Here is a 16,120-nt window from a genome sequence, read left to right as displayed (position 1 = left end):
ATATGAACAGAGAGCTATATATTCAAACAATAAGAAAAGAGTGTGCCTTTCTTGAAGACGAAGGGTATACATTTAAGGAAGTAGATATGAATATATTTTACACAAAAGATACAAATGACAAGGGATTTAGAATTGCCTTTAGTTGGCTGGAATATGGTGACAAATTTGTTACTCATGGTTTAACTGCTGAAAAGCGATTTAATATTGTAGAGCAAGAAATACAAAAAATATTAGATGGCGATTTAAATAATTATTATACTATTTACAAAAAACCTGCAGCTGATGTGGATCATATTCCTCAAGATTTAGAGTATGAAATGCGAGGAGAGAATTTTCGTTTTGTATCAAACACAGTTAAAGACATTCAATTGTTTAGTGCTTTTGTAAAATCATTTTACCAAAATGATGTAGTTAGGTTTTTTAATAATTACAATGAATTTATTGATGTTGCAAAATCTTATGAAAATTTAGAAAGAGAAAAAATATCAACCTTAATTATTAATACTGGTACAGATATTTTTTATAGAGAATTGGTGATTAAAAATAAGTCTAAGGCACATGATGAAAATGATTTTGTAAAGATGGTTATGTCTGAACTTGAACCAATGAAATCAAACTCAACGTTTGGAAAAATATTAGAAAATTTTAAAATTCTGCATAACAATCTTCAAGAAAAAGCGGTCTAATACTTCCCCGCTCTACGAAGTGTTATGATAAAAAACTAAAATGGTGCACAAATGTCTTTAGACTGCACCCAAAAGTTTAGACGAATTTATAAGTCCTTAATATCTTAAAGTCATGTGACTTTTTATACTAACCCCGTCTTCAAAACATTATTATTTTTACACTACTCCCGATTTTCAGCTCTTGAAAATCAGGAGTTTTTTTTATACATATATCCCAATTTCAAACCTCCAAAAACTGTTTAGACTCCATTTGTAATAAAATCACTATAAATGATGACTGTCAAAAAATACATGAATTGTAATATTGTGGTGCTTTAAATAAAACCACATTTATGAAAACGAAATTACTTTTATTATTACTCTTCTTATTTGGCGCAAATGCTTTTGCACAATATACTACTATTCCTGACGCTAAGTTTGAAGCTAAATTAATTGCTTTAGGAATTGATGATGCCCCTGACGGGAAGGTATTAACTTCAAAAATCAATACCGTTAAGGAGTTATCTATTTCTTCTTCTTCGATTACCGATTTAGCAGGAATCCAGGATTTTACAGCATTAAGTATTTTAAGTTGCGGAAACAATCAACTTACAAGTCTGGATTTAAGTAAAAATACTGCTTTAACATCTTTGAATTGTTATGGCAATCAATTAACCAGCTTAAATCTTAGCAACAATATTGCTTTACAATCCTTGTACTGTTCTTCTAATAAAATAACTAGTTTAGATGTAAGTAAGAATATTGCTTTAAGTAGGCTAGATTGCCGAAATAATGCAATAAAAAGCCTGGATTTAAGCAAGAACACAGCTTTAACCAGTTTGGATTGTGTCGGAAACCTGCTTATTTATCTGAATATTAAAAACGGCAAAAACACTTCGCTTTCAAAATACAGTTTATATTTAGCAGGGAATGCTTCTCTTTCCTGTATAACTGTTGATGATGCTGCCTATTCAAACCAAAACTGGAGCAACTTTAAGGACGGTACAGCAATATATTCTTCTTATGATTGTTCGTCCATAACTCAAATTCCTGATACTAAATTTGAAGAAAAATTAATAGCCCTTGGTATTGATACTGATGGTAAAAACGGACTGGTTTTAAATTCCAGTATTGCCACAATTACGACATTAAATGTATCGAATAGTTCTATTACTGATTTAGAAGGTTTAGAAGGATTTACTGCTTTAAAAACCTTAAACTGTTCTAACAATTTATTGCCCAGAATAGATATTTCTAAGAATACAGCTCTCACCTCTTTGGACTGTTCGGTTAATACAGCATTAACCTGCATTCAGGTAGCTGATATTAATACGGCAAAAACAAACATAACTACCACTCAGGATGCCAAAGATAAATTCAATTTAGATTGCAGACTTTATACCTTAATACCAGATTCAAGATTTGAGAATCAATTAATTTACTTAAAATACGATACTGTTCTCGACGGGAAAGTTGAAACAAAAAAAATAAACCGTGTCAAGCAGTTATATATTCCAAATGGTTCCATTACTGATCTGACAGGGATTCAGGATTTTAGTGCTCTAACTTATTTAGATTGCAGATATAATGATTTAAAAAGCCTGGATATGAGTAAAAATACTGCTTTAACCTCCTTAGAATGTTTTAGTAATAAATTAACAAGCATAGATGTAAGTAAGAATATAGCTTTGACATCTTTGGGTGTCTCAAATAATCTATTAACAAGTTTAAATTTAAACAGTAACACAGCCTTAACCAGTTTGAATTGTGAATCAAACAAAATTAATAGCCTTGATTTAAGCAAGAATGCAGCTTTAACAACTATTTATTGTAGTAATAACCAACTGATATCTTTAAACATTAAAAATGAAGGCAACAAAAAAATAGGAACGTTAAATTTTAACAATAATCCTTTGCTCACTTGTACAATCGTTGACGATGTTGAGTATGCAAAAGAAAAATGGAGTAACCAAGCAAATACGGCGCAAAATACATTTTCTCGTTTCGAATGTTCTACCGTTACTCAAATTCCCGATGCTAAATTTGAAGACAAATTAATAGCACTTGGTATTGATACCGATGGGAAAAACGGAGTGGTTTTCAATTCGGGTATAACAGCTCTTACAACCTTAAACGTTTCCAATAGTTCTATTACTGATTTAACAGGTTTAAAAGGATTTATCGCTTTAAAAACTTTAAACTGTTCCAACAATACATTGTCAGATCTCGATATTTCTAAAAATACGGTTTTAACCTCTTTAAATTGTTCTAATAATACAACCCTAACTTGTATACAGGTTGCCGATATTAATGCAGCAAAAACAAACATAACAACTACTCAGGAAGCAAAAGATAAATTCAGTTTAGATTGCAATTCATACACATTAATCCCAGATTCTAATTTCGAGAAGACATTAATTTCGCTCGGATACGATACTGCTATAGATGGTAAAGTGTTGACAAAAAATATTAACACCATCAAATCATTGGAACTTCCATGGTACAATGATATTAAAGATATAACAGGAATTCAAGACTTTGCATCGCTGACCTCTTTAATTTGCAGATCTCTAAAAATTAAAACCTTAGATATAAGCAATAACATCAATCTTACCTATTTAGATTGTTCTTCAAATGAATTAACCAGCTTAGACATAAGCAAAAATATCAATTTAACTGAACTAAACTGTTCCAGCAATAAACTAACAAATCTAGTGCTGGGTCAAAACAATAAGCTGACAAACTTAAATTATTCATACAATGTATTGCCAAATCTTAATATTAGTGAAATAACCAGCTTAACAACTTTGGCCTGCCATTCAAACCAAATAGAAAAACTAGATGTAAGCAAAAATATCAATTTAACAAATATAGGTTGTTCGGAAAATCCTTTCAATAGTCTGAATGTTTCCAAAAACATAAATCTTACTTATTTGTATTGTAATAACAGTAAACTAAACACACTTAATTTAACAAACAATTCTAAACTGAGTATACTTTATTGTCTAAATAGCCCAAAACTGAGCTGCATTACTGTTAAGGATGTTGCAGCTGCCAACACAAAATGGTCTGAGTACAAAGATAAAACAACACTTTTTACTACTTATGACTGTTCAGAAATTACACAAATCCCAGATACGGCATTCGAAGACAAATTAATTGCTTTAGGCATTGATACAGATGGGAAAAATAATTGGGTATTAAATTCGAGTATCGCAACACTCACATCCCTGAATGTCTCCAATAGCTCGATCACCGATTTAACCGGTTTGCAAAAATTTACTGCTTTGAAAACTTTAAATTGTTCTACAAATTCCTTAAAAACTTTAGATCTTTCCAAAAACACAGCATTAACAACCCTGGATTGTTCCAAGAATTCAATGCTTACCTGCATTCAGGTAGCCGATATCAATTTAGCAAAGAAATGGTCTACTACCAAAGATGCTACTGCCAGCTTCAGTCTGGATTGCAGAACGTTTACTATTATTCCGGATACGAATTTTGAGGCTAAGTTAATTTCTTTAGGTTTAGATGATGTTGCAGATGGTAAAGCAGAAACAAAAAATCTTGCAAATATTGAATCTTTGAATGTCTCTAATTCTCAAATTTCAGATTTAACCGGTATTCAGGATTTTGAAAAACTAACTGATTTATATTGTTCAAGCAATAACCTTACTAAACTTGACTTAAGCAAAAATATCAAATTAAAAAAAATAGACTGCTCCTGGAATGGTTTGGTTGTTTTGGACGTAAGTAAAAATCCAAATTTAAATGAATTAAGCTGTACCTTGAATCAATTGACCAGTTTAAATTTAAAAAATGGTAAAAACGGATTTCTTACCTCTTTATCTCTAAGTTCCAATTACAACCTCAATTGTATTACAGTTGACGATGTTGCCTATGCCAATACTAATTGGAGCAGTAAAAAAAACAGCTCTGCAATCTTTACTACTTATGATTGTAATGCGTATACCATCATTAATGATTCCAATTTTGAAAATAAACTCATCGCTCTGGGTATTGATACTGATGGTAAAAATGGTGTAGTAGCCAATTCTGCTATAGAAAAAATAACTCAGTTAGACTTGTCCAATAGTTCAATTGCTAATTTGAAAGGCATTGAAGGGTTCAAGGCGTTGACAACTTTAAATTGTTCCAATAATGCATTGACCCTATTAGACCTTAATAAAAATATCACCTTAACAAAAATAGAATGCCAGTCCAATCAAATAACGGACCTGGATATAGACGAGTGCGTTTCACTTACCCATTTAAACGTTGCTTCGAACAAATTAAATGGTAGTTTTTCCAGTTATATTTTTAAAGGCTTAAAGTGGCTATCAGTCAGCAATAATTCGATTACCTCATTAAGTCTTTATGAAAATCAGGAATTAGAAACATTATTATGTAACAACAATAAATTGACAACATTATCAACCTGGCAAGTCGATAAATTAAAAGATATAAACTGCTCAGACAATCAAATTAGTAATCTGGATATCTCAAAGCTGGCTAATCTGGTATCACTTAATGTTTCAGGAAATAAAATAGGAAATATTGAACTTACTGAGAATATAGCTCTGACATCACTGGATGTTTCCAAAAATAATTTAACCCAGCTTGTCCTTTCTAAAAACAAAGCCTTGTCAAAATTAAATTGCAGTACCAACAAAATAAAGGAATTAAACCTTAGTCTGAACACTGTTCTAACAGATTTAAACTGTTCAGTAAACCAATTAGTAACTTTAAACGTAAAAAATAAAAACAATACAAAATTTAATGCTTCTGCCATTAGTTTTAAAAACAATCCGGATTTATATTGTATTAAAGTTGATAATAAATCGTATGCTGATACTAACTGGTCAGATAAAAAAGATGCCAGTGCTTACTTTTTAACAACATGTGGTTTTAACATTCCTGCAAATAATTTTACAGTAGAAACCAGAAGTGAATCTTGTGTAAATGAAAAAAATGGAAAAATCAGTATATATGCAAAAGAATCGTATGCTTACACCGCCAGTATAAACGGAAAACCGACTGCATTTGTCGACAACAGTTTAAACATAACTAATCTGGCTCCAGGAAATTACACCGTTTTAATTACAATTCCTGAGGAAGATTTTGAGCAAAAATATACGTTCACCATTGAAAAAGCCACAACAGTTTCAGGAAAATCAAGTATTTCTTCCAAAAAAGTTAATGTTGAAATTGCTGATGGAACTGCCCCTTACACTGTTTTGGTTGACGGAATTGAGCAATTTCAAACCGATACTCCAAGTTTCTCTATCCCTGCAGAAGGAGCGGGTGTGCTGGAAGTTAAAACAGCAAAAGAATGCGAAGGAACTTATAGAGAAAATATTACCGATTTAGATATGACCGTCACTGCTTATCCAAATCCTACCTCAGGAAGTTTTGAAATTGAACTGCCGCTTGCTTACAAAGAAGTAACTATAGAAATAAATTCTTTAGACGGCCGTGTAATCTCAAATAAAAAGTATGCTCCCGAAAATGGTATCGCTCAATTAAATCTGGAAAACCAGCCACAAGGAGTTTACATTGCTAAAGTTTATTTAGGGCAAGTTAAAACTATAAAAATTATAAAAAGATAAACATGAAGAATTCTATATACCTGTCAATAATTGCACTTTTATTCCTTTCCTGCAGCGGAGGGGATGACGATTCTGAAAATGCTGAGCCTACAGTGCCTGTTTTAACTTTACCTGCAGATAATAAGTTATGTGTCGATAACACAGTTAGTTTTGAATGGAAACAGTCTAAAGATAAAAACAAGAGTGAAATCATTTATCATATAGAAATAGCCCTGGACAATCAATTTACCGAAATTGTAGAAACACGTGAAAGTTATTCTAATTCACAAGAAATTGAACTATATCAAAACACGGCTTACTATTGGAGAATCAAAGCCACAAATAGCGAAGGATTATCCAGCGCCTACAGCAAGACCCGAAAATTTTATACTGCCGGTGAAGCTGTGGTAAATCATCTGCCTTTTTCACCGGAATTGGTTAGCCCTGTTCTAAACACTACCCTCAGTACAACAACAGCTTCTTTGAAATGGAATGCTGCGGATGCAGATGGTGATATTCTAAATTATGATGTATATTTTGGAACTGTAAATCCTCCTGTTACCAAAATAAGTGAAAACAATGCCGCAAAAACCACAGATGTAGCGCTGCAGTCTGCAAAAGAATATTTCTGGAGAGTCGTTGCAAAAGATAACAAAGGAGGAGAAACTGTCGGGCAAATCTGGAGATTCAAAACCAATTAAACCAAAATTTATGTCTACAAAAATCTCATTTTCAAGTATGAAAATGAGATTTTTTTATTGAAATGATTCTAATACAAATTACTTATAAACATCAGTATTTTTGCTGTTTCCTCGATTAATATATTTTTAGTAATCAGCGGTTTACTTATATTTATAAAAAACAAATTTAAACTTTTCAATTAGTCCGTGATTAATTTGAATTTTACAGGTTGAAAAAATATATTGGAATTTTTCTCAAAATAAATTCCATTTTCTTTTTTATCTAATTTTACCTGGTAATTATGAATTATGGTAGTTTGTGCAATCACATTTACCTGGTAAGTATCTCCAATTTTGTTTTCTTTTGATATATTCTGAACAATACCATTAATCACAACCGATTTAGGAATAACAGCAGCGTCATTTAATTTAAAACTAACTACATATCCTCTTTCAGTATTCCTGTTATAACTTTTATACGTTTGATTTTTAATATCTAAAAGTTTTCCAGAACAGGAAAAAAGAAAAAAAAATCCGAAAGAAAATAATAAAAAGACGGCTTTGGGAATACTATTTCTCATACTTTTGGCGTTTTATATCCACAAATTTAACGATTGGAAAAATAATGAAATTAAAATATATTGTTAAAACATTACTTATAGGATTGGTTTTTACAGCTTGCAGCAAGGATTCTGATTCAAATGAAACTACAGCTACCGAGCCGGACGAGATTAACAACTTTGTCTGGAAAGCGATGAATTCCTGGTACTACTGGCAACCCAACGTTGCCAATTTGTCTGACAGCAAAATCACTTCTACCACAACATATAACAATTTTATTAACGGAAAAACTCCCGATGCGCTTTTTTATTCACTCCTATATCAAAGAGGAACTGTCGATCGATTTTCCTGGATTGAAAACAGTAATGAGATAGTGCAGGTTTCAAAAATTGCAGAAGTCGAAAAACAAGGTGGTTTTAGCTATGGAATTTATCCTAAAGACGCATCCAATACAAATATGGTCGCTTTAATTAACTACATTGTACCTGGTTCACCAGCAGCTTTGGCGGGATTGAAAAGAGGTGACGTCATTACAAAAATAAACGGAAGCCAGCTTACTTCAAGTAATTATGACCAACTAGAAAACACTCAACTAACCGTTACTCTGGCAGCAAGCGTGCAATTTACAAACAGTAGTTTAGTAACCACAGACAAAATAGGAACTGTAACTGTAACAAAAACTGATATTGATGAAAACCCGGTTGCTTATTACGAAAAGAAAGTATATGGAGGAAAAAACATTGGTTATCTGGTTTATAATAGTTTCAAATCCGATTATAATGACGAACTCAATACGGCTTTCGCCAAAATGCAATCAGATGGAATTAACGAATTGGTTTTAGATTTAAGATACAATGGCGGCGGTTCATTAGAAACTGCAGTTGCTCTGGCACAAATGATTAACGGAAGTTTTACCAACAAACCCTATATTTACTTAGACTTTAATAACAAACACAATAGTGAAGACGGCTATGAAAATCTTTCAGATAAAGTAAAAATTTTTAACCTGATTGATAACGAACCTACTTTTCAGAGAGAAGAAAGTATAAACAGCCTTGCTTTGACAAAAATATATGTGCTCGTAAGTTTTCAAACCGCTTCTGCGAGTGAGCTTACCATACAATGTCTAAAAAAATACGTTAGTGTAATAACAATAGGTGAAGAAACAGTTGGCAAATTTGTAGGATCTAACACACTATACGATTCTCCTGCTTATGATTATGCATCTTATGCCAATCGAAGTACTAAACACAAATGGCAATTGCAACCCATTACCTTTTCATATTATAACAAAGACAAAGACGCAAATCCGGCGAAAATTACACCTGATTACGAAATTAATCCTTATAGCACTTTCTTAAATCTGGTTGAATTTGGAAACGTAAAAGATCCTTATTTGAAGAAAGCTATCGAATTAATTACAGGCCAAACCTTGCGAACTACAGCAAAAACCACCAATCCTTCTTTATCATTAAGAATTAGCAATCTTGCTGCATTCAACCCTACCAATACTGCCAAAGGTTTATATATCGAGGATTATAAAAGGTTGAAAAAACAATAAATAGCAACGAAATTAAATTTAGAAATTAAAATCATCAATCCCCAACTCTCCGAAGTGTTCCTTTCTAACGCTGTATATTCTATGATAAAAAACAAATAAAATTATTCAAATAAAAATTACATAACAGCAATGAGTTATACCTTACATGTTTACTTTACAGAGGAGAAAAATTATAATAAACAAACCTCTTTCGATTCTGTAAAAAAACTTTTTTCAAACAGTAATCGTGTTGTATTTACTAATGCAAAAAATATATTTACAAAAGAAGACTATTTAAAACTAACAATTGACAATCGTTATAACATCAGCGTATTTTTTGATGACAATGCAACTGTTTCAGATGATTTGGAATATATTTTGGGAAAACGATTAAAATGCAATGCAAGAATGCGATTTCTTTTTGCGCCCGATCCGGAAAATGATTTTGATGATGTTGCTGTTATCCTTCTCGACTATCTTGAAAGTTTAGATAAAGTGATCTTATATAGTCCAAATCTCAAAAAAATTATATTTAATTCTTTCATAACAAAATAGTTGAATTTATTTCATAACTCTGAACCAGCTATAAATAAGGGATTCTTCTAAAAATCACGCGCTTATTTTTATTATTTACGTAATCGATTACATAATTACTTTTAATTTACGTGTTTTGTATGGATATTTTTTTAATTTTATGATAAATTAAACTTTATACCTATTTTAAACCTTAAATTTTTACGAATTATGACTAAAAAACTACATCAAAACCAATTAATCATTACCTTCTTTTTTCTATTGTTTACGACATTGACATCGGTTCAAATGATGGCACAAAAAAAAGTAGCCTATGTAATATGGAGCAAAACTATGGATGCGACTGCTTCAAAAACAGGAAACTCTACTGATGCAGGTAGCGATGCTATTACCAGAATGCTTACAGCCACAGGATTTGCTGTTACTGTTTATTCGTGTGATATCGATGGAAAAGATCTTGCTACAAATGTAAATGTAGATGTAGAAATCGCTGCTCTTGTCCCTGATTTAATAATAATGCAGGAAACTTGGGGCTCTACTGCTAATGCCATTAGACCGTCTGGAATACTTGCATTCAGAAAACTTGGTGCACTAAACACACCCCTTATTTATAACAAGTCATTTACATTTCAGAAGGGAGCCAATAGAACCATAACTTCTACTACCGGCACGGCATATGATGTTGTAAGTTCAAGTAGTTTAGCAGTTCAAGTAATCTCTGGCAATGAGACCAACCCAATCTTTAGTGGAATCACAGGTACTAACATTCCTATTTTCTTTGCGGGTGCTACTGATCTTGGAGCTACTGTAGCTTCTGGAGCTACTGCAGCCGCAGCTGTTAAGGGTCTTTCTCTAGTTAATGATTTAGAAATTACTACGCCTGTACCTGGAACTGCAACTTTATTAGCTGGTACAAGTGGAAATGTTGCTGCTGGTACTGCTATTTCAACTACTTCAAACACCAATTCATTATTAATAAATCGTTTCCCTGCCGGAACTCAACTGGGCACAGATGTAAATGATAAGTTAGGCACAAAAGACATGATTACTTTTGCATTCAATTATGGAGCAATCGCTGCCGGAGATGGTAAAAATGTTACAAATGAATTTTTGACCCTTTGGAGAAATGCAGCCTATATTTTGACTGCACAAACAGTACCAACTACTTTGTATACAAACCCAGCATTAGGAATTAATGAAAACACTTTAGACGAAAACAGTATCACAGTATCTCCAAATCCTACTAGCGGTCTGGTTAATGTTAATGGAGTTGAAAATGTAAAATCTATTACAGTTTTTGATGTTGCCGGAAAACAGGTTCTTTCTGCAGACAACACCTCTTCTGTTAATTTATCTCTTCAGCCAAAAGGAGTTTATGTGGTAAAAGTAGAAACAGAAAATGGCTCTGCTACTAAAAAAGTACTCGTGAAATAATTCACTGATTTTATATCAAAAGAGGTTGTTTCGGAAGACTCAGCCTCTTTCGTATTTTTAATTGTGATACAATTCTTTTAAAATTGACAAAAAATCAAAAAGTATACAATTGAAATTAACATCATTTTTAATTTCAAAGAATAACGTCATCCTTAGCAGATTTGAAGGTATTTTTACCTGAAAGAGCTTCGACTCCGCTCAGCCTGACAACTATTTATAATTTCACCAGACGGTTCATATATAACTTATTTTCAAAAAAAACATAATTTTAAATAAACCTCCTAAGTTTTCTATTCCTTATTTTTACGTCCTTAAAAAATCAGATATTTGTTTTTAAATTCCTCTATATGTTCCAAAAAATATTTTTTTCTTTCGTTTTACTTTATCTTTTAAATTCATGCGCAGTTCAACAAAAAAGCTTGTCAGCCGATGACTGGTATGCTTTTACAAAAACCAGTACTGAAAGACAACAGCCTTCACAAGCTTATGAATTCTCAGATGGCATGATCAGAATGTACGGTGAAACAAACGGTTATCTGATGTCTAAAAAAAGTTATAAAAATTTTGAATTAAGTTTAGAATACCGCTGGAATACAGAAGAGAAGTTTAAAACAAAAAATAAGAAAAACAGCGGTGTCATGTACAATATCCCTGCGGATTATCCTGATAAAATCTGGCCAAAAGGAATTCAGTTTCAAATTAAAGAAAACACTACAGGCGACTTTATCTTTTTAGATCAGGTAACTGCAAAAGTAAACGGAAAATTAGTTGAAGCCGGTGCGAGTGTAACCTCTGCCAAATTTATTGAAAACGAAAAGCCTTACGGCGAATGGAACTCAATTGTAATCAAATCTTTCGACGGAAAAATCACACAATATTTGAATGGCAAACTGGTAAACGAATGTACGGAAGCTACCGCAACAGAAGGCAAAATTTCCTTAAATTACGAAAGTTCACCTATTGACTTCAAAAATATTGTCATCAAAAATATTTCTAAAGAGTAAACCTAAATGGTTCCCGATACATTTTTTTGTTCCGTTTCTCTGCACAAAAAACACTCGAACTGACGTTTTGAAAATTATTCACTGGATATTCTACGTTTCATTTACAGGAATATAAATATCAAAAGTGGCTCCTTTATTTTGTTCGCCACTTGCTGTAATAAATCCGTTATGGTTCTCTGCTATTTTTTTAACAATAGCCAGTCCTATTCCGGTTCCGGTATATTCGAGTTTTCCGTGTAAACGTTGAAATACTTCGAATATTTTTGCACTGTATTGCTGATCAAAACCAATTCCGTTATCTGAAATACTGATGTGGCAGTAGTTTATTTCGTTTATAGCTTTAGGATTATTTAATAAAGATCCTTTGATAATTTCACTATTAATTTTTACTATCGGAGAGATTCCAGGTATGGAAAACTTAATTGCATTGCTCAACAAATTATACAACAATTGCCTAAACTGAAACGGGATCAAATCCACTGTAAAAGTCTGACCTACCTGCACTACAGCTCCCTGCATCTCTATCTCTTCTTTCAAATCTTCTTTAACCTCTTCGATGATTTGAGAAAGGTCTGTTTTTTCAAAAACTCTTTCCTGAATATTGGTTCTTGAATAGGACAAAAGATCATTAATCAAAGCCTGCATTCGTTTTGCCGCATTCTGCATTCTCTGGAATTTATCTTTTCCAGCTTCAGAAAGATTTTGTGATTCCTTTTCTATAATCTGAGTCGCGAAAGTCTGGATTTTTCTTAAAGGCTCCTGCAAATCATGACTTGAAATATAGGCAAAAGACTGGAGCTCTTTATTCATTTGCTCCAGTTCTTCATTTTTTTGTTCGAGTTCTAATGCATTTCTTTTTAATTTGTCATCTGCTTTCTTTTTTTCTGTAAGGTCGTGAGTCACTTTTGAAAATCCTATAACTTCATTTTTTTTATTATGGACAGCTGTAATGACAACGCTTGTCCAAAAAAATGTTCCATCTTTTCGAACACGCCATCCTTCCTGCAACGCTTTACCTTTTTCGCGTGCAATCTGCAATAATTTTTGAGGCAGATTGTTTTTTCGGTCTTCTTCTGTATAAAAGACCGAAAAAGATTTTCCGACTATTTCTTCTGATTTATATCCTTTTATCTTTTCTGCCCCCATGTTCCAGTTTTCAATTATACCTTCCTCATTCAGATATAATATGGCATAATCCTGGACTTCCTCTACCATTAAATGATAACGCTGCTCACTTTTTCTCAGCGATTCATTTATCCGGTTTAATTCTTTGGTACGGGCATTTACCTGTTCTTCTAATTCGTGCGTAAAAGCTTTTTCAGCATGAATATCCGTAAACGCTCCTACCCATTTTATGATTTCATTGTTTTCATTTAAAACCGGTTCACCAATTACGGCATGCCATCTGTATGTACCGTCATGTCTTCTGACTCTTACATCAGATCTGTAACCTTCACCTGTTGCAAGCGAATTAGCCCATGTTTTTATATTTTCCTCATAATCATCCGGATGTATCATGGCTTTCCATTCGGCTTCGCCATTTGGCTGAATACCTGTATACTCTACCCATTTTCCGGATGCAAATAAGGCATTTCCTTTTTCATCTGTTTCCCAAATAAGCTGCGGGATACTTTCGGTTAAAGAGCGGAATCTTTTTTCACTTTCTTCTAACTCCTGTTGATGTTTTCTTTCGGCTGTAGTATCTCTTATTGTTCCTATTAACTTTTCGGGATTGTGATTTTCATCATAAAAAACTTTCCCTTTTCCTTCCATCCAGTGGATTGATTTATCTTTCCAGATTAATCGTGCTTCATAATTTAAAATACCAGAACGAAGTGCTTCCTCTAGCGCTTTATTTCTGATAGGCATATCATCCGGGTGAATATGTTCGATTAATTGTTCGTGAGTTAAATCAATCAGATCTTTATATCCGCCAACAATTTCGAGGTACCTTTTAGAATAATGCAGTTCTTTGGTTTTAACATTTAGTTCCCATGTTCCAAGCTCGCTGGCTTCTACAATAATATTAAGTCTTTCTTCGTTTTGCTCTGTTTTTTTTCTGGCCAGCACTTTTTCTGTTACTTCTGTTACAGTTACAATGATACCTGAAATTTTCCCTTCTTCTTCTTTCAGTGGATGATAAAGAAAATCAAAGTAGTAAATACCTTCTTTACCTTGTCTTTTTATAGGAACAGGTACTTCGTTTCCGTGGAATGGAATGCCGGTAATCAAGACACCTTCCAATAGCGTATTTACAGTTTCTTTTACTTCAGGCAAGGAATCAAAAAGCGGTCTGCCTACAAATGTACTTTCTTCTCTGTCAACCAGTTTAAGATAAGCTTCATTAGCCATTTCTACTATATGGTCAACACCTCTTAAAATAGTAATACCAACAGGAGCTTGTTTAACAGTATTCCGGAATTTTTTATTAGCCTCTTCGATTTCCCGTCTCGCAATTACCTGAGCTGTATTATCGAGAACCCAAATTGCAACTTTTTTTACCTCACCCTGTATATTTTTAAGAGGAGCATACACAAAAGTTACATATATAGTTTCCTCTTTTCCATGTCGAATAAGCATCATTTCAACTTCATTGATAGAAAAGGGAATACCATTTTCAGCTACATTTTTGAGCGCCTCGCCATAATACGATTCTACTTCAGCGAATGAATCCCAATAGTATCTGCCGGCAATTTCCTCATAGGGTTTTCCGGCTATCTCAATAAAACTGTTGTTTACAATTTCAGTTACTAAAGTTGCTGCATCCAGTACGCAAATACCAATAGGCGACTGCAATACCATACTGCGCAAATTCTCCTCGCTTTCTTCAATTCTTTTCTTTGCTAAATACAGATCGCTCAGGTCGAGTCCGGTATTCATAACGCCGTAAATGTTTCCTTTCAAATCATATAAGGGCGTAAATTCGTAATTAAAATAATACGTACCCCATTTTCCATCTACCAGTAAATCGAGAGGTGTATTCTCTGTACGAAAAGGCTGTCCGGTTTTATAAACATTTTTAATCTGTTCGAACACCTGCTGATTGGTCAGCTCTGGCAAAAGATCCATGAATGATTTTCCTATTACATCATTCCCTTTTCCCCAAATATTAATAATGGACTCATTCGCCAATTCAATAATCATTTCTTCACCCGTGTAAACCGCAATAGCAAATGGAGCATTTTCTACCAATGCTCTTATTTTGTGTTCGCTTTCCTCTATTCTTGAACGGGATATTATTTGCTCCGTAACTTCAATAGCTATCGCTACTATACCGGTAATCGTTCCGTCTGCTTCTTTTAATGCGTCATATACAAAATTGATATAAATGGTTTCAGTTTTCCCGTTTCGGGGAAGATTAACAGGACGTTCATTTGCAATAAATTTCTCTCCTGTTTCATAAACCTTATCCAGTATTGACTCCAAACCCTGCCCTTTTGCCTCAGGCAACCCTTCAAATATTGGTTTGTTTATAACTTCTTCTTTTTGTTTTCCCCAAATCTCAAGCATCATGTCATTTACAATTTCCACAACATGTGTTCTTCCTCTGAAAACACACATAGCGGTTGGAGCCTGAATGATGTTGTTTAAATAACGGTTATTACTTTCTTCTAATTTTTTAAGAGAATATATATTTTCTGTTGTTTCACTGCAAATTACCATTACACCGGCAATTTTTCCGGATTCATCGTGTACCGGACTGTAACTGAATGTCCAATAGACATCTTCTAGCTTTCCGTTTCTGTATATTGGAATAAGCTGATTTTCACTCCATGTTGATCCCTCTCCCGCCAATACCTGCTGAATAAGAGGAAATATAACTGGCCAGATTTCAGGCCAGGCATCCTCTGCTTTTTGTCCTAAAATATTGGGGTGTTTACCTTCATTTCCAAGACTTGGACGGTACGCATCGTTGTAAAAACAGGTAAGTTCTTCTCCCCACCATAGAAACATTGGAAATTTTGAATTTAAAATAATACCGAGCGTTGTACGAAGGCTTTGTGGCCAGATATCAGGAGCCCCTAAAGCTGTTTTGCTCCAATCTTTACTGCGAATGAGTTGTCCCATTTCTCCTCCGCCTTCAAGAAAATAATGCACTTTGTTTATCATGCGT

At 33.3% G+C, this 16,120-nt stretch carries 9 protein-coding genes; 7 read left to right on the top strand and 2 right to left on the bottom strand.

Annotation, left to right across the window (positions count from 1 at the left end):
- The first annotated feature begins 2 nt into the window (after positions 1 to 2).
- The 3 genes from DMB68_RS02170 to DMB68_RS02160 all read left to right on the top strand — a co-directional run bounded on the left by DMB68_RS02170 (position 3) and on the right by DMB68_RS02160 (position 6,954).
- Positions 3 to 686: a hypothetical protein gene (locus DMB68_RS02170; RefSeq protein WP_110345030.1), complete on the top strand. Its 684-nt coding sequence runs from the start codon at positions 3 to 5 to the stop codon at positions 684 to 686.
- Positions 687 to 1,018: 332 nt separating this feature from the next.
- On the top strand, positions 1,019 to 6,274 hold the full coding sequence (locus DMB68_RS02165) for a T9SS type A sorting domain-containing protein (protein ID WP_110345029.1): 5,256 nt from the start codon (positions 1,019 to 1,021) through the stop codon (positions 6,272 to 6,274).
- Between the two features lie 2 nt (positions 6,275 to 6,276).
- Positions 6,277 to 6,954 (top strand): glycoside hydrolase family 78 protein, encoded by a 678-nt coding sequence (locus tag DMB68_RS02160; RefSeq protein ID WP_110345028.1) that lies wholly within the window; start codon positions 6,277 to 6,279, stop codon positions 6,952 to 6,954.
- 179 nt (positions 6,955 to 7,133) lie between these two features.
- Here the strand turns inward: DMB68_RS02160 and DMB68_RS02155 are convergent, their stop codons facing one another.
- Positions 7,134 to 7,514: a hypothetical protein gene (locus tag DMB68_RS02155; RefSeq protein WP_110345027.1), complete on the bottom strand. Its 381-nt coding sequence runs from the start codon at positions 7,512 to 7,514 to the stop codon at positions 7,134 to 7,136.
- Between the two features lie 44 nt (positions 7,515 to 7,558).
- Here DMB68_RS02155 and DMB68_RS02150 point away from each other — a divergent pair, with 44 nt between their 5' ends.
- The 4 genes from DMB68_RS02150 (at position 7,559) to DMB68_RS02135 (ending at position 12,006) form a co-directional block, all read left to right on the top strand.
- Positions 7,559 to 9,055, top strand: a complete 1,497-nt coding sequence (locus DMB68_RS02150) for a S41 family peptidase (protein ID WP_110345026.1) — start codon at positions 7,559 to 7,561, stop codon at positions 9,053 to 9,055.
- Between the two features lie 129 nt (positions 9,056 to 9,184).
- Positions 9,185 to 9,589 carry a hypothetical protein gene (locus DMB68_RS02145; RefSeq protein WP_110345025.1) on the top strand — a complete coding sequence of 135 codons (405 nt, stop codon included), beginning with the start codon at positions 9,185 to 9,187 and terminating at the stop codon, positions 9,587 to 9,589.
- 189 nt (positions 9,590 to 9,778) lie between these two features.
- A complete protein-coding gene (locus DMB68_RS02140) occupies positions 9,779 to 11,002 on the top strand; it encodes a T9SS type A sorting domain-containing protein (RefSeq protein ID WP_110345024.1) in 1,224 nt (407 codons plus the stop codon).
- 347 nt (positions 11,003 to 11,349) lie between these two features.
- A complete protein-coding gene (locus DMB68_RS02135) occupies positions 11,350 to 12,006 on the top strand; it encodes a 3-keto-disaccharide hydrolase (RefSeq protein ID WP_110345023.1) in 657 nt (218 codons plus the stop codon).
- 90 nt (positions 12,007 to 12,096) lie between these two features.
- On the opposite strand, the gene DMB68_RS02130 is transcribed toward DMB68_RS02135, so the two are convergent.
- Positions 12,097 to 16,116: a PAS domain S-box protein gene (locus DMB68_RS02130; protein WP_110345022.1), complete on the bottom strand. Its 4,020-nt coding sequence runs from the start codon at positions 16,114 to 16,116 to the stop codon at positions 12,097 to 12,099.
- Between the last annotated feature and the right edge of the window lie 4 nt (positions 16,117 to 16,120).

Origin of the sequence: Flavobacterium hydrophilum, assembly GCF_003202405.1 — a bacterium.
Lineage (GTDB): Bacteria > Bacteroidota > Bacteroidia > Flavobacteriales > Flavobacteriaceae > Flavobacterium > Flavobacterium hydrophilum.
The sequence above is the reverse complement of the archived record's forward strand: the minus strand, read 5'-3'. Positions and strand labels throughout refer to the sequence as shown.

What these genes read in the sequence shown, in the direction of transcription:
- DMB68_RS02170 (WP_110345030.1), top strand. Translation starts at nt 3, where the DNA reads ATGAACAGAGAGCTATATATTCAAACAATAAGAAAAGAGTGTGCCTTT.
- DMB68_RS02165 (WP_110345029.1), top strand. Translation starts at nt 1,019, where the DNA reads ATGAAAACGAAATTACTTTTATTATTACTCTTCTTATTTGGCGCAAAT.
- DMB68_RS02160 (WP_110345028.1), top strand. Translation starts at nt 6,277, where the DNA reads ATGAAGAATTCTATATACCTGTCAATAATTGCACTTTTATTCCTTTCC.
- DMB68_RS02155 (WP_110345027.1), bottom strand. Translation starts at nt 7,514, where the DNA reads ATGAGAAATAGTATTCCCAAAGCCGTCTTTTTATTATTTTCTTTCGGA.
- DMB68_RS02150 (WP_110345026.1), top strand. Translation starts at nt 7,559, where the DNA reads ATGAAATTAAAATATATTGTTAAAACATTACTTATAGGATTGGTTTTT.
- DMB68_RS02145 (WP_110345025.1), top strand. Translation starts at nt 9,185, where the DNA reads ATGAGTTATACCTTACATGTTTACTTTACAGAGGAGAAAAATTATAAT.
- DMB68_RS02140 (WP_110345024.1), top strand. Translation starts at nt 9,779, where the DNA reads ATGACTAAAAAACTACATCAAAACCAATTAATCATTACCTTCTTTTTT.
- DMB68_RS02135 (WP_110345023.1), top strand. Translation starts at nt 11,350, where the DNA reads ATGTTCCAAAAAATATTTTTTTCTTTCGTTTTACTTTATCTTTTAAAT.
- DMB68_RS02130 (WP_110345022.1), bottom strand. Translation starts at nt 16,116, where the DNA reads ATGATAAACAAAGTGCATTATTTTCTTGAAGGCGGAGGAGAAATGGGA.